Below are 19964 nucleotides of genomic sequence, written 5' to 3'. Positions count from 1 at the left end.
GTTGTGGGTTTTGTGCGGGTCGGTGGGGGCTGGTCGCGCCCGCGCGGCGGAGCCGCAAATGTCACAGCCCCGCGCCCCTTCTTAAGCGGGCCTGGGTTGGAGAGGTGCGGGGTGTCAGGCCCCCGCGCCCCTTCGTGAGCGGGCCTGTGTTGAAGAGGTGCGAGGGGTCAGGCCTCCGCGGGGGCGCGGATGCGCAAGGCCTCGAAAGCCGTGCGGACCCTGGTTCTCAGGGTGTCGATCGCGTGGCGTTGGGCGCGGTGGGCGGTGATCGCCTGGGCGAGGGTGCGGTGGCGGAAGTGGATGGTCTGGCCGGGGCGGACCTGGCCCAGGGCGGACAGGCCGGTGGCGGTGACCACGGCTAGGACGGGGTAGCCGGCCGTGACGCCGCGGCCACGGTGCAGGACGAGGAGTTCGTCGCCCGCGGGTACTTCTACGGCGCCGATGGGGACGCCGCGGGAGAGGACCTCGCCCTGGGTGACGCGGCGGGGTACTGCACCCTGGAGGCGCAGGCCTATGTGGTTGCTTCGCGGGGTGACCGTGAAGGGGGCGTCGAACAGGCGCCGGCCCGTGTCGCCGAACTCGGCCCGGTCGGGGCCGTCGGTGACGTCGATGGTCCAGCTGGTGGGGAACGGGGGGACCGGCGCCTTCAGGCGGAACAGGGGGATGCGTGAGAAGGGGTGGTCGATCGGCGGGCAGGCCGTGCGCAGGGTGAGTTCGTCGCCGGCGCGCAACGTGGGGCCGAAGCCCAGGATCGTGTCGGGGGCGCAGCTGCCCTGGAGGTAGTCGGCCTCGAACGAGCCGAGTACCGCGAGGTAGACGCGGAGGCCGCGGTGGATGCCGGTGACCTTGATGGTTTCGCCGGCGCGTACCGGGACCGGTTCCCACTGCGGGCGTACGACTCCTTCGACGGTGACCTCGGCGGGCGCGCCGGTCACCGCGATGAGGATGTCGCCGGAGGGGACGCACGCGAAGTCGAGGGCCGTGATCTCCAGCAGCGGGGCGCGGTCGTGGTTGCCGCACAGGACGTTGGCGACGCGGGCCGAGTGCTGGTCGGCGGCTCCGTTGGCGGGCAGGCCGTAGCGGGAGCGGCCGACGCGGCCGAGGTCCTGGACGGTGACGATGCCGGCGGTACGGATGGTGAGGGTGTCAGCCATGGCCGCCTCCCCGGCCCACCGGGTCTGCCGGGTCCGTACAGTCCGCGAGGCTCAAGTCCGCGTACTCGTCCCACTGTTGGGGCTCGATGGGCCGGAACCTGAAGGTGTCGCCGGGGCGGTACGCGGTGATCGGGTCGCTGTGCAGGTCGAGGACGCGCACCGGGGTGCGGCCCAGGAGCGGCCAGCCGCCGGGCGAGGGCATCGGGCAGATGACCGCCTGTCGGCCCGCTACGGCGACCGAGCCCGGGGCGACCTTGGTGCGCGGCGAGGCGAGGCGCGGTACCGGTTTCGGGAAGGGCGGGCCGTCCGTCATCGGCGCTCCGGCGGGTGCGCCGAGGCAGCGCACGGTGAGGTCGGAACCGGAGTGCAGGGCGATGATCTCGCCCTCGGTCAGGCCGAGTTGGGCGGCGACCTCCGGGAGGTCGGGGCCGTACTCGCCGCCGTAGACGACGGGGACGACGAAGCGGCGCGGGGGCGTGGTCGGCGCGGGGTGCGGGCCGAGGCGGGCCGCTTCGTGGGCCAGGACGCGGCGGACGGTGTCGTGGTCGGTGGCGGCGCAGTCGAACTCGACGAGCAGGGCGTCGTAGGTGGGCACCACGTCGTGGACGCCGGTGAGTTGGACCGCGTTCAGGGCGTCGGCGAGGGCGTGGACGAGTCGCCAGGCGGGTTCGGCGTCCAGTCCTACGGCCTTGGCGACCAGGGCGGAGTCGCCGCAGTCGGCGATGGTCACGTTGGCGTTGTGGCAACTGCCGTTCGTAGTGGGCCCGTTCACGATCGGGCCGTCCGCGAGAACGCTGTTCATGTCGGTCACCCCTTGCCGCTCAGGACTTTGTCGAGCGAGGTGATCTCGACGCCGGCGGTGAGGAGTTGCTCGCGGATACGGGCGGCCAGCGCGATCGCGCCGGGGCTGTCTCCGTGCAACAGGACGGTGTCGCAGGCGACTTGGATGTCCGTGCCGTCGACGCTGCGGATGACGCCCTCGGTGACCATGCGCAGGGTGCGCCGGGCGACCTCGTCGGGGTCGTGGATCACCGCGCCGGGCTCGGAGCGCGGGACGAGGGTTCCGTCGGCGCGGTACGCGCGGTCGGCGATGCCGACGATGCCCACGCGCAGGCCACGGGCGCGGGCCGCGTCGGCCAGCTCGCCGTCCTGCGCGAGGACGATCAGCGACTCGTCCAGGGCTGCTACGGCGTCCACGACGGCGCGGGCGTAGTCGGCGCGGACGGCGACGAGGTTGCCCAGGCGGCCGTGCGGGGCGACATGGTGCACGCGGGTGCCGTGGGCGACGGCGAAGGCCTGGAGGGCGCCGATCTGGTAGAGCACGTCCGTGCGGACCTCCTCCGGCGTGAGGTCCATCGCGCGGCGGCCGAAGCCGACCATGTCGGGAAAGCTGGGGTGGGCCCCGACGGCGACCTGCTTCTCCACGCACGTCCGCACGGTGGCGTCCATGATGCGGGGATCGCCGGCGTGGAATCCGCAGGCGACATTGGCGGACGTCAGCAACTCCAGAAGGGCCGCGTCGTCGCCCATCGTGTAGGCGCCGAATCCCTCGCCGAGATCGGCGACGAGATCAACCATGGGAGTCATGACGTCCTCCGGGAGGGAATGACGGAAAGAGGAATTCCGGGGCGGGGAATTCTGGATGACAGATGCCGGCCACGTCTTCGTGACACCGGGAACGGAGAATGTTCCGGGGCGGGTGTTCCGGGGTGGATGTTCCTGTCCGGATGTTCCGCTCAACTTATTCGGCCGGTCGCGTGATCGCCAATATCCGTTCGGTCTGGCGTTATCGCGAACGGCTATGACTCCCCTCACACCCCCCGCTCACCCGGGCTGTGCTTCGGGCTGATCCCTCCCTACGATGAGGCTTCGCTCCATCTGGAAGGCCCAGCGCATGGACACCAGGCGCCTCTACTCGTTCATCAAGATCATCGACGCGGGGAGCATCACGCGCGCGGCAGACATCCTGCACATCGCCCAGCCGGCCCTGAGCCAGCAACTGTCCGCCCTGGAGGCCCAGTTCGGGCAGCAGCTGCTGATCCGCAGCAAACGCGGGGTCGCCCCGACCGAGGCGGGCCGGGCCCTGTACCTGCACGCCCAGCTCATCCTCCGCCAGGTGGACCTCGCGCAGGCCGCCGTCGACGTCTCCGGCCGGGCGCCCGCCGGCAGCGTCTCGGTGGGCCTCGCCCCGTACAGCCTGGGCGCGGCCCTCGCGCTGCCCCTCCTGAAGAGCGTCCGCGAGCGCTACCCGGACATCCTGCTGCACATCAACGAGAACTTCGGCGGCGTGATCAGCGAGGCGATCATGACGGGCCGCATGGACATGGCCTTCATCTACGGCGCCGGGCCGCTCCGGGGTGTCCAGTTCGAGCCCGTCCGTACCGAGGACCTGTACCTGATCGGCGCGCCCGGAGACACGGCGCCGTCGGGGAAGGGCGAGGTCGGGCTGGAGGAGCTGGCGAGCCTGCCCCTGCTGCTCCCCAGCCGTATCCACACGATCCGGCAGGTCGTGGACGCCGCCTTCCAGCAGGCCTCGCTCCGGCTGAACGTGGTGGGCGAGGTCGAGTCCGCGCTGACCCTCGTCAACGCCGTGGACGCGGGCATCGGCGCGACCGTCCTGCCATGGTCGGCGGCCCGGGCCATCCTCGACGTCCGCGAGCTGTCCGTGCGGCGGATCGTGGAGCCCGTGATCACGGTGAAACTGTCCGTGGTCACGTCGGACAATCAGCCGCTCTCGGAGCCCGCGCTGGCCGTGCACGATCTGTTCCTGGAACTGATCGACACCGACAAGAATAAGGACGACCAATAGCGTCACACAAAACCGCTATTTGTTTCCGGTGACCGCCGAGGCTAGCGTTTTCCGAATAATCCGCCCGGCCGGTAATGCATGGCTGCACATGGCTCGTCACTGGAGAAGAACATGAAGAATCGTGTCCTCGCCACCCGTGAAAACCTGCCCGGCGAAGGCCTGCAACGCCTGTCCGGGAGCGCGGAGTTGGTGGCCTGGCCCGGTGCCGCCAAGCCCGGACCCGCCGACCTGGCCGCCATCGCCCCCGGCGTGAGCGGAGTACTGGCTCTCGGCAACGACCCGGTGGACGCCGCCCTGATGGACGCGGCGGGCCCCTCGCTGCGCGTCATCGCGCTGGCCAGCATGGGCTTCGACAACGTCGACCGCGCCGCGGCCGCCGAGCGCGGCATCGTCGTCACGCACACGCCCCGCGTGCTCGCGGAGACCACCGCCGACCTCACCTTCGCGCTGATCCTCGCCGCCCGCCGCCGCATCGGCGCGGCGTCCGCGAGCCTCGCGGACGGCTCCTGGGAACTGTTCCGGATGCACGACTATCTCGGCCTGGACGTCCACGGAGCCACCCTCGGCCTGGTCGGCTACGGCCAGATCGGCCGCGCGGTGGCCCGCCGCGCCCACGGCTTCGGGATGCGCGTGATCCACCACGACCCGTACGCGCCCGACGACGACCTGTCGACCTCGGTGGGCCTGCCCGCGCTGCTGGCCGACTCCGACGTGGTGTCGCTGCACGTGCCGCTCACCGACGAGACCCGCCATCTGATCTCGGCCCGCGAACTGGCCGCGATGAAGCCCACGGCCACGCTGGTCAGCACCTCGCGCGGCGGGGTCGTAGATGAAGAGGCCTTGTTGGACGCCGTCCGTGAGGGGCGGCTGCACTCCGCCGGGCTCGACGTCTTCGAACGGGAGCCGATGGGAACGGAGTTGTCCCCGCTGGTGGCCGAGCCGAACATCATCACGCTGCCGCACATCGGATCGGCCACCGAGGCGACCCGGGCCGCGATGGTCGACCTGGCGGTGGACAACATCCTCGACGTACTGGCCGAACGGCCCGCTCGTACGCCCCTTCCCGGCAGTTCGGCGATCGCGGGCACGCCGGTCGGCAGCTGACCGCTCACCCCGCTTGAGTACTGCTGAGTCCGGCCCACTGCAACAGGAACCGCAGCGCCTCCTGCGAGGGCGAGTCCGGTGGGGCCGTGTACGCGACGAGGAACTGTTCCGGGTGCGTGTCGACGGTGAACTGCTGGACGTCCAGGGTGAGTTCACCGGCGACCGGATGGACGTACGTCTTGGTGAGTTGCCGCGGTCCCCGTACCTGATGTTCGGCCCACCACGTGCGGAAGTCCGGGTCGCGCGCGCCGAGTTCACCGATCAGGGCGTCCAGCGCGGGCTCGTGCGGGGTGCGGCCCGCCTCCATGCGCAGGACGGCGACGCACTCACGGGCGGCCCGGGGCCAATCCGCGTACAGCGCCCGGAAGTCGGCGTCGAGGAACGTGAGCCGGATCAGGTTGCGCTCGGCCGGGGGCAGGGCGCCGAAGTCGGTGAGAAGGGCCGTGGCCGCGCGGTTCCACGCGAGGACGTCCATGCCGCGGTGCAGCACCATCGCGGGGACGTCGTGCATGGTGTCCAGCAACTGCCGTAGCCGCGGGGCGACTTCGGACCGGCCGGGCGGACGGGTGGAGGCTCCCGGCGCGACCTCGGCGAGCGTGAAGAGGTAGACGCGCTCGTCCGCTGCGAGGTGCAGCGCGTCGGCCAGTGCGTCCAGGACGGCGCGGGAGCCTCTGCGGGTGCGGCCCTGTTCCAGGCGGACGATGTAGTCGACGCTCACGTGCGCGAGGTGGGCCAGTTCCTCCCGGCGCAGTCCGGGGACGCGCCGCAGCCGACCGTCGTCGGGGAAGCCCGCCTGGTGCGGGTCACGGTCCGCTCGGCGGGCGCGCAGGAAGTCGCCCAGTTCGTTGCCGGAGGGGGACGGCGCTTCACGGTCTGCCATGTCTCCAGTGTCGTCGGGCCGGCGGGCGCGTGCCTGGTACAGAACCGCATAGGCAGAGCCGTCCCTGGTGGCGCGGGGCGGGGTGGAGTGACGGTGGGGGCATGGCCGTAGAGCCGGCCTCCCTCTCCTCCTCACCTCCGACTGGAGTGCATCCCCATGCGTACCGATATCACCTTCCTCAGCGCGGGCCTGAAGCTCGCCGGTCATCTCTACACCCCGGACGAGGAGGCTCGGTCCGGGTCGCCGCGTCCCGCGATCGTGGTCGGGCATCCCGGCACCGGGGTGAAGGAACAGGCCTCCGGTCTGTACGCCCGCCGGCTGGCCGAGCGCGGGTTCGTCACGCTGGCCTTCGACGCCGCCCACCAGGGCGAGAGCGAGGGTGAGCCGCGTGGTCTGGAGGATCCGGGGCAGCGGGTCGAGGACCTCAAGGCCGCCGTCTCCTTCCTCGGCACCCTCGACGAGGTCGACCCCGGCCGCATCGGGGCGCTCGGCATCTGCGCCTCCGGCGGCTACGCCCTGGCGGCGGCCGCGACCGACCCGCGCATCCGGGCCGTGGGCGCGGTCAGCGCCGTAGACATGTCACGGCAGTTCCGGCTCGGCGCGGACGGTGCGCAGGACCCGGCCGTCGTAGAAGGAATGCTGGCCGCCGCCTCCGCGGCCCGTACCGCCGAGGCCCATGGCGCGGATGTCCAGCGTTTCCCGGTCTTCCCCGCCACCGAGGAGGAGGCGCGCGCGGGCGGCCCGCATGTCTACGAGGGCTGGGAGTACTACTGCACTCCCCGCGCCCAGCACCCCCGCTCGGCCAAGGCGCTGACCTGGACCAGCGTGGATCGCATCGCCGCCTTCGACGCGTTCGCTTCCGTCGCGCTGATCGCGCCGCGGCCCCTGCTGCTGATCGTCGGGCGTGCGGCCGTGACGTCCTGGATGAGCGTGGAGGCGTTCCAAAAGGCGCACGGGCCAAAGGAGTTGGCGTGGATCGAGGGTGCATCGCACGTCGACCTCTATGACAAGGACGCGTACGTCACGCCCGCCGTGGAGAAGCTGGACGGCTTCTTCGCCGCCCACCTGGCGACGTGATCCAGCTGGCGCCGTGATCCAGTAGACAGAGAAAACTACACAAGTAACTTGGCAAAGTCGCTTGTGTAGTTTTACGTTGGAACCATGAACACGAACCCCGGGCCGCAGCAGCACGTCGCGGCCGCGCAGCGGCTCAACGACGCGATGACCCGGCTGCGCGCACGACTGCGCGCGGAATCGGGACAGCATGCGACCGGCCTGACCCTCACGCAGCTCGGCGTGCTGGCGAGCGTCGTACGGGAAGGGCCCGTCACCGCGGCGCGGCTCGCCGCGCTGGAGCGGGTCAGCGCGCAGTCGATCGCGCAGAGCCTGGCGGTGCTCAAGGCCGCCGGACTGGTCCGCGGCGAGCCCGACGCGCGGGACGGCCGCAAGAAACTGATGAGCGCCGACCCGTCCGCGACCGAACTGGTCGAGAAGCTTCTCGCGGGGCGCGCCACCTTCCTGGCCCGCGCCATCGACCAACTGGTCGCCCCGGATGAGCTCAAGGACGTAGCGAAGGCCATCGAGTTGCTGGAGCGCCTCGCCACGAGCGAACTGAACGACGGCGGCATATGAGGACCGGGACCGCCCCCGCGAGGACCGGCAGATGAGGACCGGCACCGGCAAGGCCGCCGGCCCGGCGCGCGATCTCGTGCGCAGGCCCTTCGCCTGGACCTTCACGACCCCGCTCTATGTGGGCGCCGGGCTCAACCCGGTCAACAGCTCCATCATCGCGACCGCCCTGGTGCCGATCGCCACCGAGCTGCATGTCGCGGTCGGTAGCACCGCCGTACTCGTCTCCTCGCTCTATCTGGCCAGCGCCGTGGCGCAGCCCACCGCCGGCAAGCTCGCGGAGGTGCTCGGCGCGCGCCGGATCTTCCTCTCCGGCATCGTCCTGGTGCTGCTCGGCGGTGTCGTCGGCGGCCTCGGCCAGAACCTGGCGATGCTGACCGTTGCCCGGGTCCTGGTCGGCATCGGCACCTCGGCCGCGTTCCCGTGCGCGATGGTGCTGATCCGGCGCCGCGCCCAGGACGCCGGGCTCGACGCCCCGCCGGGCGGAGTACTCGGCGGGATCGCGATCGCGGGCATGGCCACCGCAGCCATCGGCCCGCCCATCGGCGGACTGCTGGTCGGCGCCGCGGGCTGGCGCTGGGCGTTCCTGATCAACATCCCGGTGACCCTGGTGGCGATGGTGATGGCCGTGCGCTGGCTGCCCGAGGACCCGGCGCTGGAGCGCGGGGACAGCGGTTTCCGCAGGGTCGCCGACCGGATCGACCTGCCCGGCATCCTCGGTTTCGCCGTGACGATGAGCGCGCTGGTCGTCTTCCTGACGGCACTCCCCCACGTCGGGTGGACCGCGCTCGCCGTCTTCGTCCTGGCCGCGGTGCCCACGGTCCGGTGGGAGCTGCGCAGGACGGGACCGTTCTTCGACTTCCGCGGGCTCGCCGCCAACGGCGCCCTCGCCCGGACCTATCTGCGCCAGGCGCTCTCCCTGCTCGGCACGTACACCGTGATGTACGGCGTGACGCAGTGGATGGAGGCCGCGCACGGCTTCTCCACGGTGACGGCGGGACTCCTGCTGCTGCCGATGGGTGCCGTGTCCGCGCTGCTCTCGCACCCGCTCGCCCGCCGCAACCTGATCCGCGGCCCGCTGGTCGTGTCGGCGGTGACCATGCTGATCGGCTCGGCGGGGATCATGCTGCTCACCTCGCACAGCCCGGCGATCGCGATCGTGCTGGTGTCCCTGGTCTTCGGCGTCGCCTCGGCCACGACCACGGTCGGCAACCAGACCGCCCTCTACCTGGAGGCGCCGCCGGACCAGATAGGCACCGCCTCAGGGCTGTTCCGGACCTTCGGCTACCTCGGCACGATCACCTCCGCCGTGATCGGCGGCATCGTCTTCCGCGCCGGCGTGACCGACCACGGCCTGCACGTCCTCGGCCTCGTCCTGGTCGGCGCGGGCCTCACGGTCCTCCTGCTGACCGTCCTGGACCGCCGCCTGATGGGCCGCAGCACCACGACCACCTGACCTCCCCCGTAAGAACCCCACCAAGGAGAACCTCGCGTGAGCACCACCTCCCTCCCCACGATCGCCCCCGAGCGCACGGCCCTGCTGGTCATGGACTTCCAGAACGGGATCGTCCCCATGGCCCCGGACTCCGACGCCCTCGTCGAGCGGGTCAAGGACACCATCGCGTACGTCCGTGCCGCCGGCGGCACCATCGGCTACGTCCGCGTCGCCTTCACCGAGGACGACTGGGCGGCGGTCCCCGAGACCAACAAGTCCTTCAGCGCGGTCGCCGCGGCGAAGATGCTGCACCACGAGGACGACGCCACCCGGATCGACGCGCGGATCACGCCGGAGGACGGCGACATCGTCGTCCGCAAGATCCGCTACGGCTCGGGCTCGACCACCGATCTCCACGAGCAGTTGAGCGACCGCGACATCGACACCCTGGTGCTCGCCGGCATCAGCACCAGCGGAGTCGTCCTGTCCACGGTCATCGACGCGGCCGACCGCGACTACCGCGTCCTCGTCCTGTCCGACGGCGTCGCCGACCCCGACGCCGACACCCACCGGGTGCTGGTCGAGAAGGTGTTCCCGTCCCGGGCCCACGTCATCGACACCACCGGTCTACGGCAGCTGCTGCGCTCCGCCTGACACAGCGCTCACGCCGGTGCACCGGGGAAGACCACCCGCAGCTTCTGCACCCGTCCGCCGCGCCGGAACATCAGCCAGGCCAGGGCGGGCGGACAGGGGTTCGGGACGCCGGCCGGGGTGACAGCCTCCATCTCCCAGATGGCGATGTCGCGGCTGGCCACGACATGGCGCAGATGCTGGGTCACGCCCTTGTCCCGGGTGCTGCGCATCGCCGGGAAGGGGTGGCGGCGTCCGCCGTCCTTGTTGAGGACGCCGACCAGTTCGGTCTCCGCCGGCCACAACTCCAGGATCTCCGAGGGCAGTTGGCCGCGCATGGCGCCGTCCAGCGTGACCTGGGCCTCCTGCCGGCTGTCCTCGATGAGCGCGGAGGCGTCGTCGTGGCCGCCGGCCGCGGTCGAGAGCAGCACCTTGGCCATCTTCGCCCGGGCCTGGTTGAGCCGGCTGCGCACGGTGCCGACCGGCACCTCGCAGGCCTCGGCGATCTCCTGGTACGAGGTGATCCCGCTGAAGTGCCGCAGCATCAGCACCAGCCGCTGCTGCTGCGGCAGTTCCTCCACCGCGTCCCAGATCCAGTCCCGCATCGCGTGCTGCTCGATGAACCGCTCCGGATGCGAGGGCTCGTCGTCCCGCACCCGCAGCTGCTCCAGCCCGTCGAGACCGGGCAGCTCCCGCACGGACCGCAACCGCATCCGGGCGGCGTTGCGCACGATCGCCCGCAACCACGCCCCGACGGCCGCGGGTTCCCGTACGTCACCGATGCGCCGCAGCGCGGTCAACGCGGCGTCCTGCACCGCGTCCTCGGCGTCGGGGCCGTAGCCGAGCAGGCTCAACGCGACCGCGCGCATGGGTGCCTGATGGCGCGTCAGCAACAGTCCCAGGGCGCCGGACTCGCCGGCCTGGGCCCTGAGGGTGAGTTCCTCATCCGTGGGGTGGTCGAGGGACACCATGAAGCCTCCATGCGCACACATCACAAGCCCTGGGCCACTCCGGGGAGTTGGGCTCGCGCTCCGTGGACCCCACTTCTCCCACCCGCCGATGAACAGGAGATGGACCCCACGTGTCGGCCCGAGGGGACCCTTGTCGAGGAAGATACGCCGCTACGGCTCCTCGTCGGGCCCCCTCGACCGGATCGGCCGACCCGCCCTCGGATCAGGCCTGTTCGGCGGGTCAGTCCTGTTCGGCGGGCTCGGGCTCGGGCAGCCAGCTGCCGTGGAAGCCGGACGGCACCGGGTACGGCAGTTCCACGACCGCCTGCACGGAGAGGTCACTGGCGTCGAGGACGAGCAGTTCACCGGCCGCGCCGTCGTCGTCCGAGACGAGCGACAGGAGCCAGCCCGCGTCCTCGTCGGTGCCGTCCGACGCCGGTACGAAGACGGCCTCGCCGGAGTAGCGGCTGCCGGGCGTCTTGTGGACGTCGCCGGTCTGGCGCTCCAGGTCGTGCTTGGCGATGCCGTCGCCGTTGACCGTGTAGAGGTAGCGGTTCCGGCGCCCGGTGAGGGTCTCGTTGTGGGTGGGGAACTCGGCCTCGCGGTCGTCCAGTTGGGACTCGAAGACCCGGCCGGCGGTCGGGTCCAGGATCCACCGGTACAGGACGGAGGGGGCCTGGGTGTGACCCGGTTCCCGCACCCCGACCTGACCGTTCGGCACACTCGGCGTGCTCGGGCCGGTGGGTCCGCCGATGTCGCCCCAGACCTTCCGGAAGCCGGCGTCGTCGTAGCGCACCGCGTCCAGCACGACCCGCCCCTGCGCGTCCTCGTAGGCGTTGCCCACATGGAAGACATAGCAGGGGTCGACGTCGAACCAGCGCACGTCGGTGGAACCGTGCTCGCGGGACATGATCCCGATCCGCGCGCCGTACGCGTCGGCCCACTGGTAGGGCATCCCTCCTCGCCCTGCCAGGGCGGGGTCGAAGACGACGGGCAGGTCCATCCACACGATGTGGTGCTCGGTGATGGCGAAGTCGTGCATCATCGTCGGCCCCGGCACGTCGATCGGCCGGCTGTCGAGCAGCGCGCCCTCCGGGGTCACCCGGTGGTAGGTGAGGTAGGGCGGCGCGAACCCGGTCCCGAACAGGTGCAGTTCACCGGTGACCGGGTCCTCCTTGGGATGCGCGGTCATCGCGGTGGTCAGCTTCCCGCCGAAGTCGTACGGGCCGACGGTCTCCAGCTCCGGGGTGACCCAGTAGGGCAGGCCCACCTCGCACAGGGCGAGGACGGTGTCGGCGTGCCGGATCACATGGGTGTTGGCGGGCACCGCGGCGAGGTCGACGCTGAAGTCCTCCCGGACGAAGGGGTGACCTTCCAACTCCCTTGTCTTCACCCACCTGTTGCGGTACCACTCGGCGCGGCCGCCGCGCAGCCGTATGCCGTGCAGCATGCCGGGGCCGGTGAACCAGTGCCCCCGGTCCTCGCCGGGCAGCGGGTTGGGGCCGTTGCGCAGATAGCGGCCGTCCAGGTCGGGCGGCAGGGTGCCCCGCACGGTGAGTTCGGCGGCAGTGTACTCCTCGGGGACCGGCGCGAAGCGGCCCTGGAGGTAGAGGGGAGCGGATGTCTCGTTCGTCATGCTGTTTTCCTTCAAGAGGTCATAGGGGTAGGGCGAGTTGGACGCGCCGGACGGACCGGCTAGGCCGCCGTACGCGCGAACTGCCTTTGTCCCGGCCGGAGTCGGCCGCGGCGGCGGACACCGATGGCGGGCGTCCGCCGCCGCGGTGGTGGCGGCCGTGCTGAGCGCCGCGGCCGTCACGACTGTCGGCGGAGAAGGCTCACGCGGTGGTGCCGGACGCCGCCTTCTTGATGAACGCGGCGACCTCGGCGGACTTGGACACGTACACGGCGTGGCTGCCGCCGGTCTCGGCCACGGTCGCGCCGGCCCGCTCGGCCATGGCGCGCTGGGCGGGCGGCGGGATCATGCGGTCGTCGGTGGCGACGAGGTAGAAGCTCGGCCGGGTCTGCCAGGCGGGCTCGGTGACCGCGCCCGCCAACGCCTCGACGCCCCAGGGCACTTGGGAGTCCGCGAGGAACTGGGCGTCGGCGGCGGGCAGATCACCGGCGAAGGATGCGGCGAACTTCTCCCGGTCGAGGAAGAGGAACCCGTCGACGGGCGGCAGGATCGGCGGGACGGGTACGCCGGGCGGCGGGTCGGCGATGAGGGTGTTCACCGACTCGCCCTTGTCGGGCGCGAACGCCGCGATGTACACGAGCGCCGACACGTTCTCGTGGGTGCCGGCCTCGGAGATCACCGCGCCGCCGTAGGAGTGTCCGACGAGTACGGTCGGGCCGTCCTGGGCGTCGAGGACCCGTTTGGTCGTGGCGACGTCGCCCTCGAGCGACAGTGTGGGATTCTGGACGACGCTCACTTGGTAGCCGTCGGCGCGGAGCGCGTCGTAGACGCCCCGCCAGCCCGAACCGTCGACGAATCCGCCGTGCACGAGGACGACGTTCTTTGCGATGCTCACGATGCGCCAACTCCTTTGTGGGGTGAGTGATCTGGTGCCGATGTGGGGTGGGTGATTTGGTGCCGGGAGGTCAGGGAAGTCGCGGGCCAGGAACGGCCGTTACTGAACGGCCCGCACCGACGGCTGGGTCTGCGCCGGTGCCTGCGCCAGCGCCATGAGGCGGGCCTGGGCGCGGGCGGGATAGACCTTCGTGAAGACGGCGGGGGCGACCAGGCCGACGACGTGGGCGGTGATGCCCACCCAGGCCGGGGCATCCACCGCGCCCGCGATGGCCAGGCTGACGGCGATGAAGGTGAAGCCGGCTCCCCAGGCGCTGGTGATGTAGTTGTTGACCTGGACGAACTCCGGCATGTCCCAGTACTCGCGGGGGGTCTGCCGCTTGGCGATCCCCAGCGTGAAGGGGCTCCGGACGACCAGGCTCCCCCAGGCGGTGGCGGCCAGCCAGACGAACGAGATGACGTCGGTGTGGCCGGCCAGCGAGGAGTCCGGCCGGGTGACGGAGACGGCGCCGATCACGACGAAGTACGCGAGGGTGCTGATCTCCAGGACCAGCGCGTCGAAGCCGACCCCGCGCCGGCGGTCGTTCAGCATCATCAGCAGCCCCGTGACGAGACCGCCGAGCGCGCCCCAGCGCCAGTCGAAGGACGAGAGGACGCCGGCGACGATCCAGGGGGCGAATCCGGGCAGATAAGCCAACATTGATTGTTTCCTCGGTGGATGGGAGTGGACGCCGACTAGATGCACGGCGGCCCACGGAGTTCGAACCTTGCAATGTGACGCTCGTCACGCATTCGGCGGGCGCTCGGCGCACACTCGCCGCCGCTAACCGGATAGTTCTATCCACTTAATGTAGGGTGGTGAGCACGACCTGTCGAGAGGAGTTCCGATGTCACGCAAGATCTGGCTGCCGCTGGGAGCCGCCGTCCTGGTGCTGAACGCGGTGCAGTGGGTGGTGTCGGAGGCGGTCGCCGCGGGCGCCTGGACCATCCCGGCCTACAGCTACGCCACGAACTACATCAGCGACCTGGGCGTCACGGGCTGCGGCACGAAGTACCAGGGCCGCACCATCTGCTCGCCGGATCACACGCTGATGAACACGTCGTTCATCGTCCAGGGCATCCTCTTCGCGATCGGCGCGATCCTGCTGGCGAGCGCCCTGCTCACGGGCCGCGCGCGCCGCGTCGTGATCGCCCTCGCGGGCGCGCACGCGGTGGGCTTCCTGCTGGTCGGCCTGTTCCACGGCTCCCCGGACGGCCCGGGCTACAGCCTGGCGCTGCACGTCGCCGGCGCGTCGGTCGCCATCCTGTGCGCCAACACGATCGTGATCATGGCGGGCTCGCTGAAGAGTCTCCGACTGCCGCGCGCGTACCGCGTGTTCAGCGTCACGGTCGGCGCGCTGGGCCTGCTGAGCGAGGCGGGCGTGGGCCTCTCGACGAGCACGGCCGGCATCTTCGAGCGGGGCGGCGTCTACTCATGGCTGCTGTGGAGCGTCGTGACGGGCGTGTCCCTCCTGGTCAGGCAGGTGCGCCGGCCCGCCGGGGCGAAGATGCCGGAGAATGTCCCGGCGTGACCTCCGATACGCAACGCCCGCTGCGAGCGGACGCGGAACGAAACCGCCGCCTGGTGATGACGACGGCCGACCGCCTGTTCGCCCAGCGGGGGGCCACGGTCCCCCTCAACGAGATCGCCCGCGAGGCGGGCATCGGCGTCGGCACCGTCTACCGCCGCTTCCCCGACCTCCAGTCCCTGGTGGACGCCCTGTTCACGGAACGCTTCACGGTGTTCCTCGACCTGGCCGCCACAGCAGCGAAACTGCCGGACCCGGCCCAGGCCCTACGGCACTACCTGCTGGCGGCCGCACAGTGGCGGTCCGAGGACCGCGCCCTGGAAGTCATCCTGGCCAACGCGAGCGTCGACACCGGCCCCGTCGCCCGCACCCGCGACCAGCTCGGCCGCCTCGTGGACGGCCTCGCGGAACGAGCGGTACGAGCGGGCGCGGTCCGCGAGGACTTCGCCAGCGCCGACGTCTACGCCTTCCTGTACATGATCGGCGCGGTCGCCGACCGCACACACGACGTCGCCCCGGACGCCTGGCGCCGCTACGCGGAGGTACTGATGCTGGGCTTCGGACTGGAGCCGTCGCCTACGGCACACACGTCGGCGATGACGGACGACCAGCTGCTCGACAGCTGGCCGAAGCCTTCAGGCGATCAGGGATAGCGCGCCGGGGAAGGGCGATCGAGCGTCCGTGGCAGCCGGTGCGGAGGCGCCCGCGTGCGCGGGACGGGCGACGTCATGTGGCGGGGCAGGGCGGGTCGAAGTCCGCCGCCGGGAAGTACCGTGCCCATTCGGTCCTGGTGATCCGCGGGTACGCGCTCTCGCAGACGCGGGCGGCGACGCTGTCCAGGCGGGTGTCCCACAGCCGGACGGTGAAGTCGTTGCCCCCGGTGGCCAGGGTGTCGCCGTGCGGGCCGAACGCCACGGCCGGTACCTGACTCGCGTGGCCGGTGAGGACGGCGGGAGCGGCCGTACCCCGCACGTCCCACAGCAGGACCTTGCCGTCCGCGGCACCGGCCGCCAGCCGCCGGCCGTCCGCGGAGAAGGCCAGCGCGTAGAGCCAGGAGCCGGACGCCCGTAGCCGCCGTACCACCTTCCGCGGGCCGGCGATGTCATTGGCGTCGATCAGCCAGACCGTCCTGTCCGGCCGGTGGACCGCGGCCAGGATCCGGTGGTCGGGGCTGAACATGCCGTCGGTCAGCGCCTCGGACCGGTACGGGGACGGAAGTTCGCGGGGCCTGCGCGGCTCGCCGATGTCCCAGAACCGCAGCGACCCGGACTCCCCCGTGCTCGTCACCAGCGTGCGGCCGTCGGGCCGGAACGACACCATCGTGACGCCCGGCCCGCCCCGGACGATCCGGCTCAGCGGCCGGGGGCTGCGCGGATCGGTCAAGTCCCATAGTCCGGCGCCTTGTTGTGCCCACACGGCCAGCACATGGCCGTCGGGCCCGAAGCCGGCGCCGGCGACCTCACCGGCGTGGCACGGGAGGACCGACGTGAGCCGCGGTCTTCGTGGTTCGGTCACGTCCCAGATGCGTACGGTGGTGTCCTCGGCGGCGGTGACGAGGGTGCGCCCGTCCGGGCTGAAGGCCACGGACCGCACGAACCCGGTGTGTCCGCGCAGGACCGCCGGCGGCCGCAGGGCCCGGCCGCCGGTGACCTGCCACAGCCGTGCGGTGCCGTCCCAGCTGCCGCTGGCGAGTACACGGCCGCCGGGGGCGAACGCGACGGACGTGACCACGTCGTCGTGGGTCCCCAGCGACAGGTCCCGCAGGTCCAGCAGCCGGTCGGAGTCGGCGAGCACGCGGCCGTCCGGGCTGAACACGGCCTGGTAGGCCCCGCCGGGAACCGTGCTGACGCGCCTGGGGTGCGCCGGGTCGGTGATGTCCCAGAAGAGGGTGGAGCCGCCGATCGAGGCGAGTGTCCGGCCGTCGGGGGCGAACGCCACCGACCAGACGATCGCGGGATGGCCGAGCAGGACGGCCGGCGGTGGTGTCCGCCGGCCGCTGCCCGGGCGCCAGACCCGTGCGGTGTGGTCCCAGCTGCCGGTCGCCACGGTCCGGCCGTCCGGACCGAACACCACCGAGGTCACGGTGTCGGTGTGTCCGCGCAGCACGTCGAGCCGGCGGGGCTGCGCGGGCTCGGTGACGTCCCACAGCCGGGCGGTGGTGTCGCCGGTGGTCGCCAGGGTGTGGCCGTCCGGGCTGAACGCCGCCGAAGTGACCGCGGCTGTATGGCCGTTGAGGATGGCCAACCGCCGCGGATGCCGGGGGTCCGTCACGTTCCACAGCCGCGTCGTGCCGTCGGTGTGCCCGGTGGCGACGACGTCACCGTCCGGCCGGAACGCCACCCATGTCGGCGCGGCAGGCTGTTCCGGCAGGGTGCTCAGCTCGACGGGCGCCCGCCGGTCCCCCGCGTCCCACAGCCGCACCGACCCCTCGCTCGCCGCCGCCAGGACGCGACCGCCCTGCCCGAACGCGACCGACAGCAGTCGCGAGGGCTCGTGCAGGACCGCCAGTTGGACGGGACGGTGGGCGTCGCCGACGTCCCACAGACGGACCGTACGGTCCCAACTCGCCGTCGCCAGAACCGGGTTCCGCGGAGCGAAGGAGATCGAGACCACGTCGGAGGTGTGCCCGGTGAGCCGGCTCGTGTACGGCGTCGCACCGCTGCTCATGAGCTGATCGCGGACGTCGGCCGTGGGCGCCAGCCGGTACGCGGCGAGGTTCAGCTGCGCGGCGAGCGCGGGGTTGTGCCGCCGTACCTCGGCCGCGTCCGCGGCGGCCTTCCGTGCGACGGCCACATTGCGTTGCCGGACGGCCGAGTCGCGCGAGCCCACGGCCAGTACGCCGGCGGCGACCGCGGTGACCATCAGGACGGTGAGCAGCGTCACGAGTTGCCGCAGGCGGACCGTCCGCCGTCTGACCGCCGCCAGTTCGCCGGCCTGCGCGTCCCTGCTCGCGGCGAGGAAGCTCCGTTCCCTGGACGTCAGCCGGTCGCCGTCCGCGGCGGCCAGGTCCAGTGCCGCGGCGAGGCGGGCCCCTCGCCACACGGCGTGCGGGTCGCGGCCCTGCGCCTCCCAGCCGGCGGTCGCGTCGGTGAGCTGCCGGTGCAGGAGCAGCCGCTCCCGGTCCTCGGTCAGCCAGCCGCGCAGCCTCGGCCAGCACCGGATGATCGCCTCGTGGGTGATCTCCACACAGCTCTCGTCCAGTGTCACCAGCCGTTGCCGGGCGAGGGATTCGAGTACGAAGGCGGTGTCGGGGCCCGGATCCAGCTCGTCCGGGGTGATACGGCGTCTGGTGTCCTCGGTACCGTCGCCGAGCGCCGTCAGCCGCAGGAACAGCGAGCGGGCGATGGTCTGCCGCACCGGCGACAACGCCCGGTAGGCGCTCTCGGCGGTCTGCGCGAGCGCGTGCTGGATTCCGCCGGCCGCCAGGTACCCGTCCAGGGTCAGGCGGTTGCCGCTGCGGCGGCGCCAGGTCTCCACCATCGCGTGCGAGACCAGCGGCAACGCGCCTGGCTGACCGGTCGCGTCCGCGACCACGGCCGCCAGCAGCGGGCCGGTCACCGTGCAGCCGGCGAGCCCGGCCGGCCGGGTGATCGCCTCGCGCAGCTCCTGGCTGCTCATCGGGCCTACGGCGAGCTGCGCGTCGCGCATCGCCTCGACCAGCCGGGGATCCTGGACGCAGTGGCCGTAGAAATCCGCGCGCACGCCGAGCACCACCCGGGTCCGGCTGCTCCTCGCGGTGGTGGCTGCGATCAACAGGCCGATGAACGCGTCCCGTTCGGCCCGGTCCCGGCAGAGGGTGAAGACCTCCTCGAACTGGTCGGCCACGATCAGGGTGTCGACGTCCGGCGTACGGTCGACCGTGGCCTGCCGGATCCGCAGGTGCAGCGCCTCGGGATCGGCGCGCAGCTCGGTCAGCAGCGCGCCGGGGGCCTCCCCCGTCAGCGCGGCCAGTCGGACCGCGAGCTCTTCCACCGGATGAGGGCCCGGCGTGAGGAGCATCGCCGGCCACCCCGCCGCCCGCGCACGGGCGACGAGCCCCGCCCGCAGCAGCGAGGACTTCCCCGATCCGGACGGCCCGAAGACCGCCAGGAACCGGCGGTCGCGCACCCGCGCGAACATCTCGTCGGTCAGCCGCTCCCGCCCGAAGAACCGGTCGGCGTCCTCCGGCTGGAACGCCGACAGCCCGGCGTACGGCGTGCTCTGCCCGCCGGCTTCCCCGGGCTCCTCGCCCTGCGCGTCCGCGGCGAGTTCGGCGGCGACCGCGTGCCAACGCGACTCCCATACGCAGCGGTCGCCCTGGCACGCCTCGACATAGGCGAGCGTGACGCTGAGGCTGGGAAACGCGCGTCCGCCCGCGGCGTCGGACAGCGTCGTGGACGAGTAGTGCGCGCTCTTGGCCATCGTCCGGTAGGGCGGCCGTCCCGCCGCCTCGCGCAGCTTCCGCAGGTCGGCCGCGAAGCGCGTCAGCGGACCGGTGTCCAGGTCAAGCGGCCGTTCGGCGCGTGGCATGCCCTTCCTCTCCCGAGCCTTGCCGCAGCCCCACCGCCCGGTGGTTGTCCGGCAGTTGATGTCCGGCGGCGCCGGCCCGGCGCCGGACAACCCCCGGCCGATAGCCATGGGTCAGCGCAATCGCGCACCGGCTATGTGGAGGGACGACATGAAGGCTGCGAAACGACTGGTGCCGCTGCTGGCGGCGATCGGGCTCGCGCTCGGCGGTGCCGTGACGGCACCGCCGGCACACGCCGCGGCACCGCTGCTCAAGTCCAACCTGAACGGGAGGTGCGCCGACATCTTCATGTTCCACAACGAGAACGGCGCCTCCACCGTGACGTGGGACTGCACCGGCAACACCAACCAGCAGTGGAGCTGGGACGGCGAGCAGATCCGCTCGGGCATGAACGGCAAGTGTCTGGAGATCTACGCGTTCAACCCCGGTGAGCAGGGATCGGTGAGCACGTGGGACTGCACCGGCGGCACCAACCAGAAGTGGTACCGCGACGGCGGCGCGATCCGCAGCCGGATGAACGGCAAGTGCCTCGACATCCTGGCCGGCCGGCCTGAGAACGGCCAGCTCCTGGTGAGCTGGAGCTGCAACGGAGCGAGGAGCCAGAGCTGGGACTTCTGAACGACGGCCCGGCCCGGCACACGGTGTGCCGGGCCGGGCCGCGGTCACGTACGCGCGCGGATCGCGCACCACGGCCCGACGAGCCAACCCCCACCTCCACGACTGCCCCGGACGGAAGGACGTCCGACAGGGACGAGACTCGCGCACCGCGGC

18 protein-coding genes are annotated in these 19964 nt (G+C 71.7%); 9 read left to right on the top strand and 9 right to left on the bottom strand.

The window, feature by feature from the left end; translation table 11 throughout:
* Positions 1-167 precede the first annotated feature (167 nt).
* The 3 genes from ACNFOC_RS21305 to ACNFOC_RS21295 are packed head-to-tail and all read right to left on the bottom strand — an operon-like array spanning position 168 to position 2741.
* Complete coding sequence (locus ACNFOC_RS21305; protein ID WP_416960683.1) at positions 168-1154, bottom strand: 5-oxoprolinase subunit C family protein; 987 nt, start codon at positions 1152-1154, stop codon at positions 168-170.
* Entirely contained in the window at positions 1147-1956 is an 810-nt protein-coding gene (locus ACNFOC_RS21300; RefSeq protein ID WP_416960682.1) for a 5-oxoprolinase subunit B family protein, read from the bottom strand. The genes ACNFOC_RS21305 and ACNFOC_RS21300 overlap by 8 nt, the downstream gene beginning before the upstream one ends.
* Before the next feature lie 5 nt (positions 1957-1961).
* Positions 1962-2741, bottom strand: coding sequence for a LamB/YcsF family protein (locus tag ACNFOC_RS21295; protein ID WP_416960681.1), 780 nt, complete (start codon positions 2739-2741; stop codon positions 1962-1964).
* Positions 2742-3048: 307 nt separating this feature from the next.
* Here ACNFOC_RS21295 and nac point away from each other — a divergent pair, with 307 nt between their 5' ends.
* Entirely contained in the window at positions 3049-3963 is a 915-nt protein-coding gene (gene nac / locus ACNFOC_RS21290; RefSeq protein WP_416960680.1) for a nitrogen assimilation transcriptional regulator NAC, read from the top strand.
* 111 nt (positions 3964-4074) lie between these two features.
* Positions 4075-5067 (top strand): 2-hydroxyacid dehydrogenase, encoded by a 993-nt coding sequence (locus tag ACNFOC_RS21285; RefSeq protein WP_416960679.1) that lies wholly within the window; start codon positions 4075-4077, stop codon positions 5065-5067.
* A 4-nt stretch (positions 5068-5071) separates the two neighbouring features.
* Here the strand turns inward: ACNFOC_RS21285 and ACNFOC_RS21280 are convergent, their stop codons facing one another.
* Complete coding sequence (locus ACNFOC_RS21280; RefSeq protein ID WP_416960678.1) at positions 5072-5947, bottom strand: MmyB family transcriptional regulator; 876 nt, start codon at positions 5945-5947, stop codon at positions 5072-5074.
* Between the two features lie 156 nt (positions 5948-6103).
* Between ACNFOC_RS21280 and ACNFOC_RS21275 the strand changes: the two genes are divergently transcribed.
* The 4 genes from ACNFOC_RS21275 to ACNFOC_RS21260 all read left to right on the top strand — a co-directional run bounded on the left by ACNFOC_RS21275 (position 6104) and on the right by ACNFOC_RS21260 (position 9665).
* Positions 6104-7024: an alpha/beta hydrolase gene (locus ACNFOC_RS21275; RefSeq protein ID WP_416960677.1), complete on the top strand. Its 921-nt coding sequence runs from the start codon at positions 6104-6106 to the stop codon at positions 7022-7024.
* An 84-nt stretch (positions 7025-7108) separates the two neighbouring features.
* Positions 7109-7579: a MarR family winged helix-turn-helix transcriptional regulator gene (locus tag ACNFOC_RS21270; protein WP_416960676.1), complete on the top strand. Its 471-nt coding sequence runs from the start codon at positions 7109-7111 to the stop codon at positions 7577-7579.
* 31 nt (positions 7580-7610) lie between these two features.
* Positions 7611-9032, top strand: a complete 1422-nt coding sequence (locus ACNFOC_RS21265; RefSeq protein WP_416960675.1) for an MFS transporter — start codon at positions 7611-7613, stop codon at positions 9030-9032.
* A gap of 36 nt (positions 9033-9068) precedes the next feature.
* Positions 9069-9665 (top strand): cysteine hydrolase family protein, encoded by a 597-nt coding sequence (locus ACNFOC_RS21260; RefSeq protein ID WP_416960674.1) that lies wholly within the window; start codon positions 9069-9071, stop codon positions 9663-9665.
* Positions 9666-9673: 8 nt separating this feature from the next.
* Here ACNFOC_RS21260 and ACNFOC_RS21255 read toward each other — a convergent pair whose 3' ends face one another.
* The 4 genes from ACNFOC_RS21255 to ACNFOC_RS21240 form a co-directional block, all read right to left on the bottom strand.
* Positions 9674-10612 (bottom strand): RNA polymerase sigma factor, encoded by a 939-nt coding sequence (locus ACNFOC_RS21255; protein WP_416960673.1) that lies wholly within the window; start codon positions 10610-10612, stop codon positions 9674-9676.
* Between the two features lie 220 nt (positions 10613-10832).
* On the bottom strand, positions 10833-12227 hold the full coding sequence (locus tag ACNFOC_RS21250) for a carotenoid oxygenase family protein (RefSeq protein ID WP_416960672.1): 1395 nt from the start codon (positions 12225-12227) through the stop codon (positions 10833-10835).
* 199 nt (positions 12228-12426) lie between these two features.
* Positions 12427-13119 (bottom strand): alpha/beta fold hydrolase, encoded by a 693-nt coding sequence (locus ACNFOC_RS21245; RefSeq protein ID WP_416960671.1) that lies wholly within the window; start codon positions 13117-13119, stop codon positions 12427-12429.
* 99 nt (positions 13120-13218) lie between these two features.
* Positions 13219-13818: a hypothetical protein gene (locus tag ACNFOC_RS21240; RefSeq protein ID WP_416960670.1), complete on the bottom strand. Its 600-nt coding sequence runs from the start codon at positions 13816-13818 to the stop codon at positions 13219-13221.
* A 187-nt stretch (positions 13819-14005) separates the two neighbouring features.
* On the opposite strand from ACNFOC_RS21240, the gene ACNFOC_RS21235 reads away from it, so the two are divergent.
* Entirely contained in the window at positions 14006-14689 is a 684-nt protein-coding gene (locus ACNFOC_RS21235) for a DUF998 domain-containing protein (RefSeq protein WP_416960669.1), read from the top strand.
* Positions 14686-15339 carry a TetR/AcrR family transcriptional regulator gene (locus ACNFOC_RS21230; protein ID WP_416960668.1) on the top strand — a complete coding sequence of 218 codons (654 nt, stop codon included), beginning with the start codon at positions 14686-14688 and terminating at the stop codon, positions 15337-15339. The genes ACNFOC_RS21235 and ACNFOC_RS21230 overlap by 4 nt, the downstream gene beginning before the upstream one ends.
* 73 nt (positions 15340-15412) lie before the next feature.
* On the opposite strand, the gene ACNFOC_RS21225 is transcribed toward ACNFOC_RS21230, so the two are convergent.
* A complete protein-coding gene (locus ACNFOC_RS21225) occupies positions 15413-19195 on the bottom strand; it encodes an nSTAND1 domain-containing NTPase (RefSeq protein WP_416960667.1) in 3783 nt (1260 codons plus the stop codon).
* Positions 19196-19343: 148 nt separating this feature from the next.
* Here ACNFOC_RS21225 and ACNFOC_RS21220 point away from each other — a divergent pair, with 148 nt between their 5' ends.
* The gene (locus tag ACNFOC_RS21220) at positions 19344-19811 is read left to right on the top strand and encodes an RICIN domain-containing protein (RefSeq protein ID WP_416960666.1); all 468 of its coding nucleotides are present in this window, start codon (positions 19344-19346) and stop codon (positions 19809-19811) included.
* The last annotated feature ends 153 nt before the right edge of the window (positions 19812-19964 follow it).

The organism is Streptomyces colwelliae (assembly GCF_048158785.1).
Lineage (GTDB): Bacteria > Actinomycetota > Actinomycetes > Streptomycetales > Streptomycetaceae > Streptomyces.
Note: the sequence above shows the minus strand (reverse complement) of the source record. Positions and strands in the feature narration are given on the sequence as shown.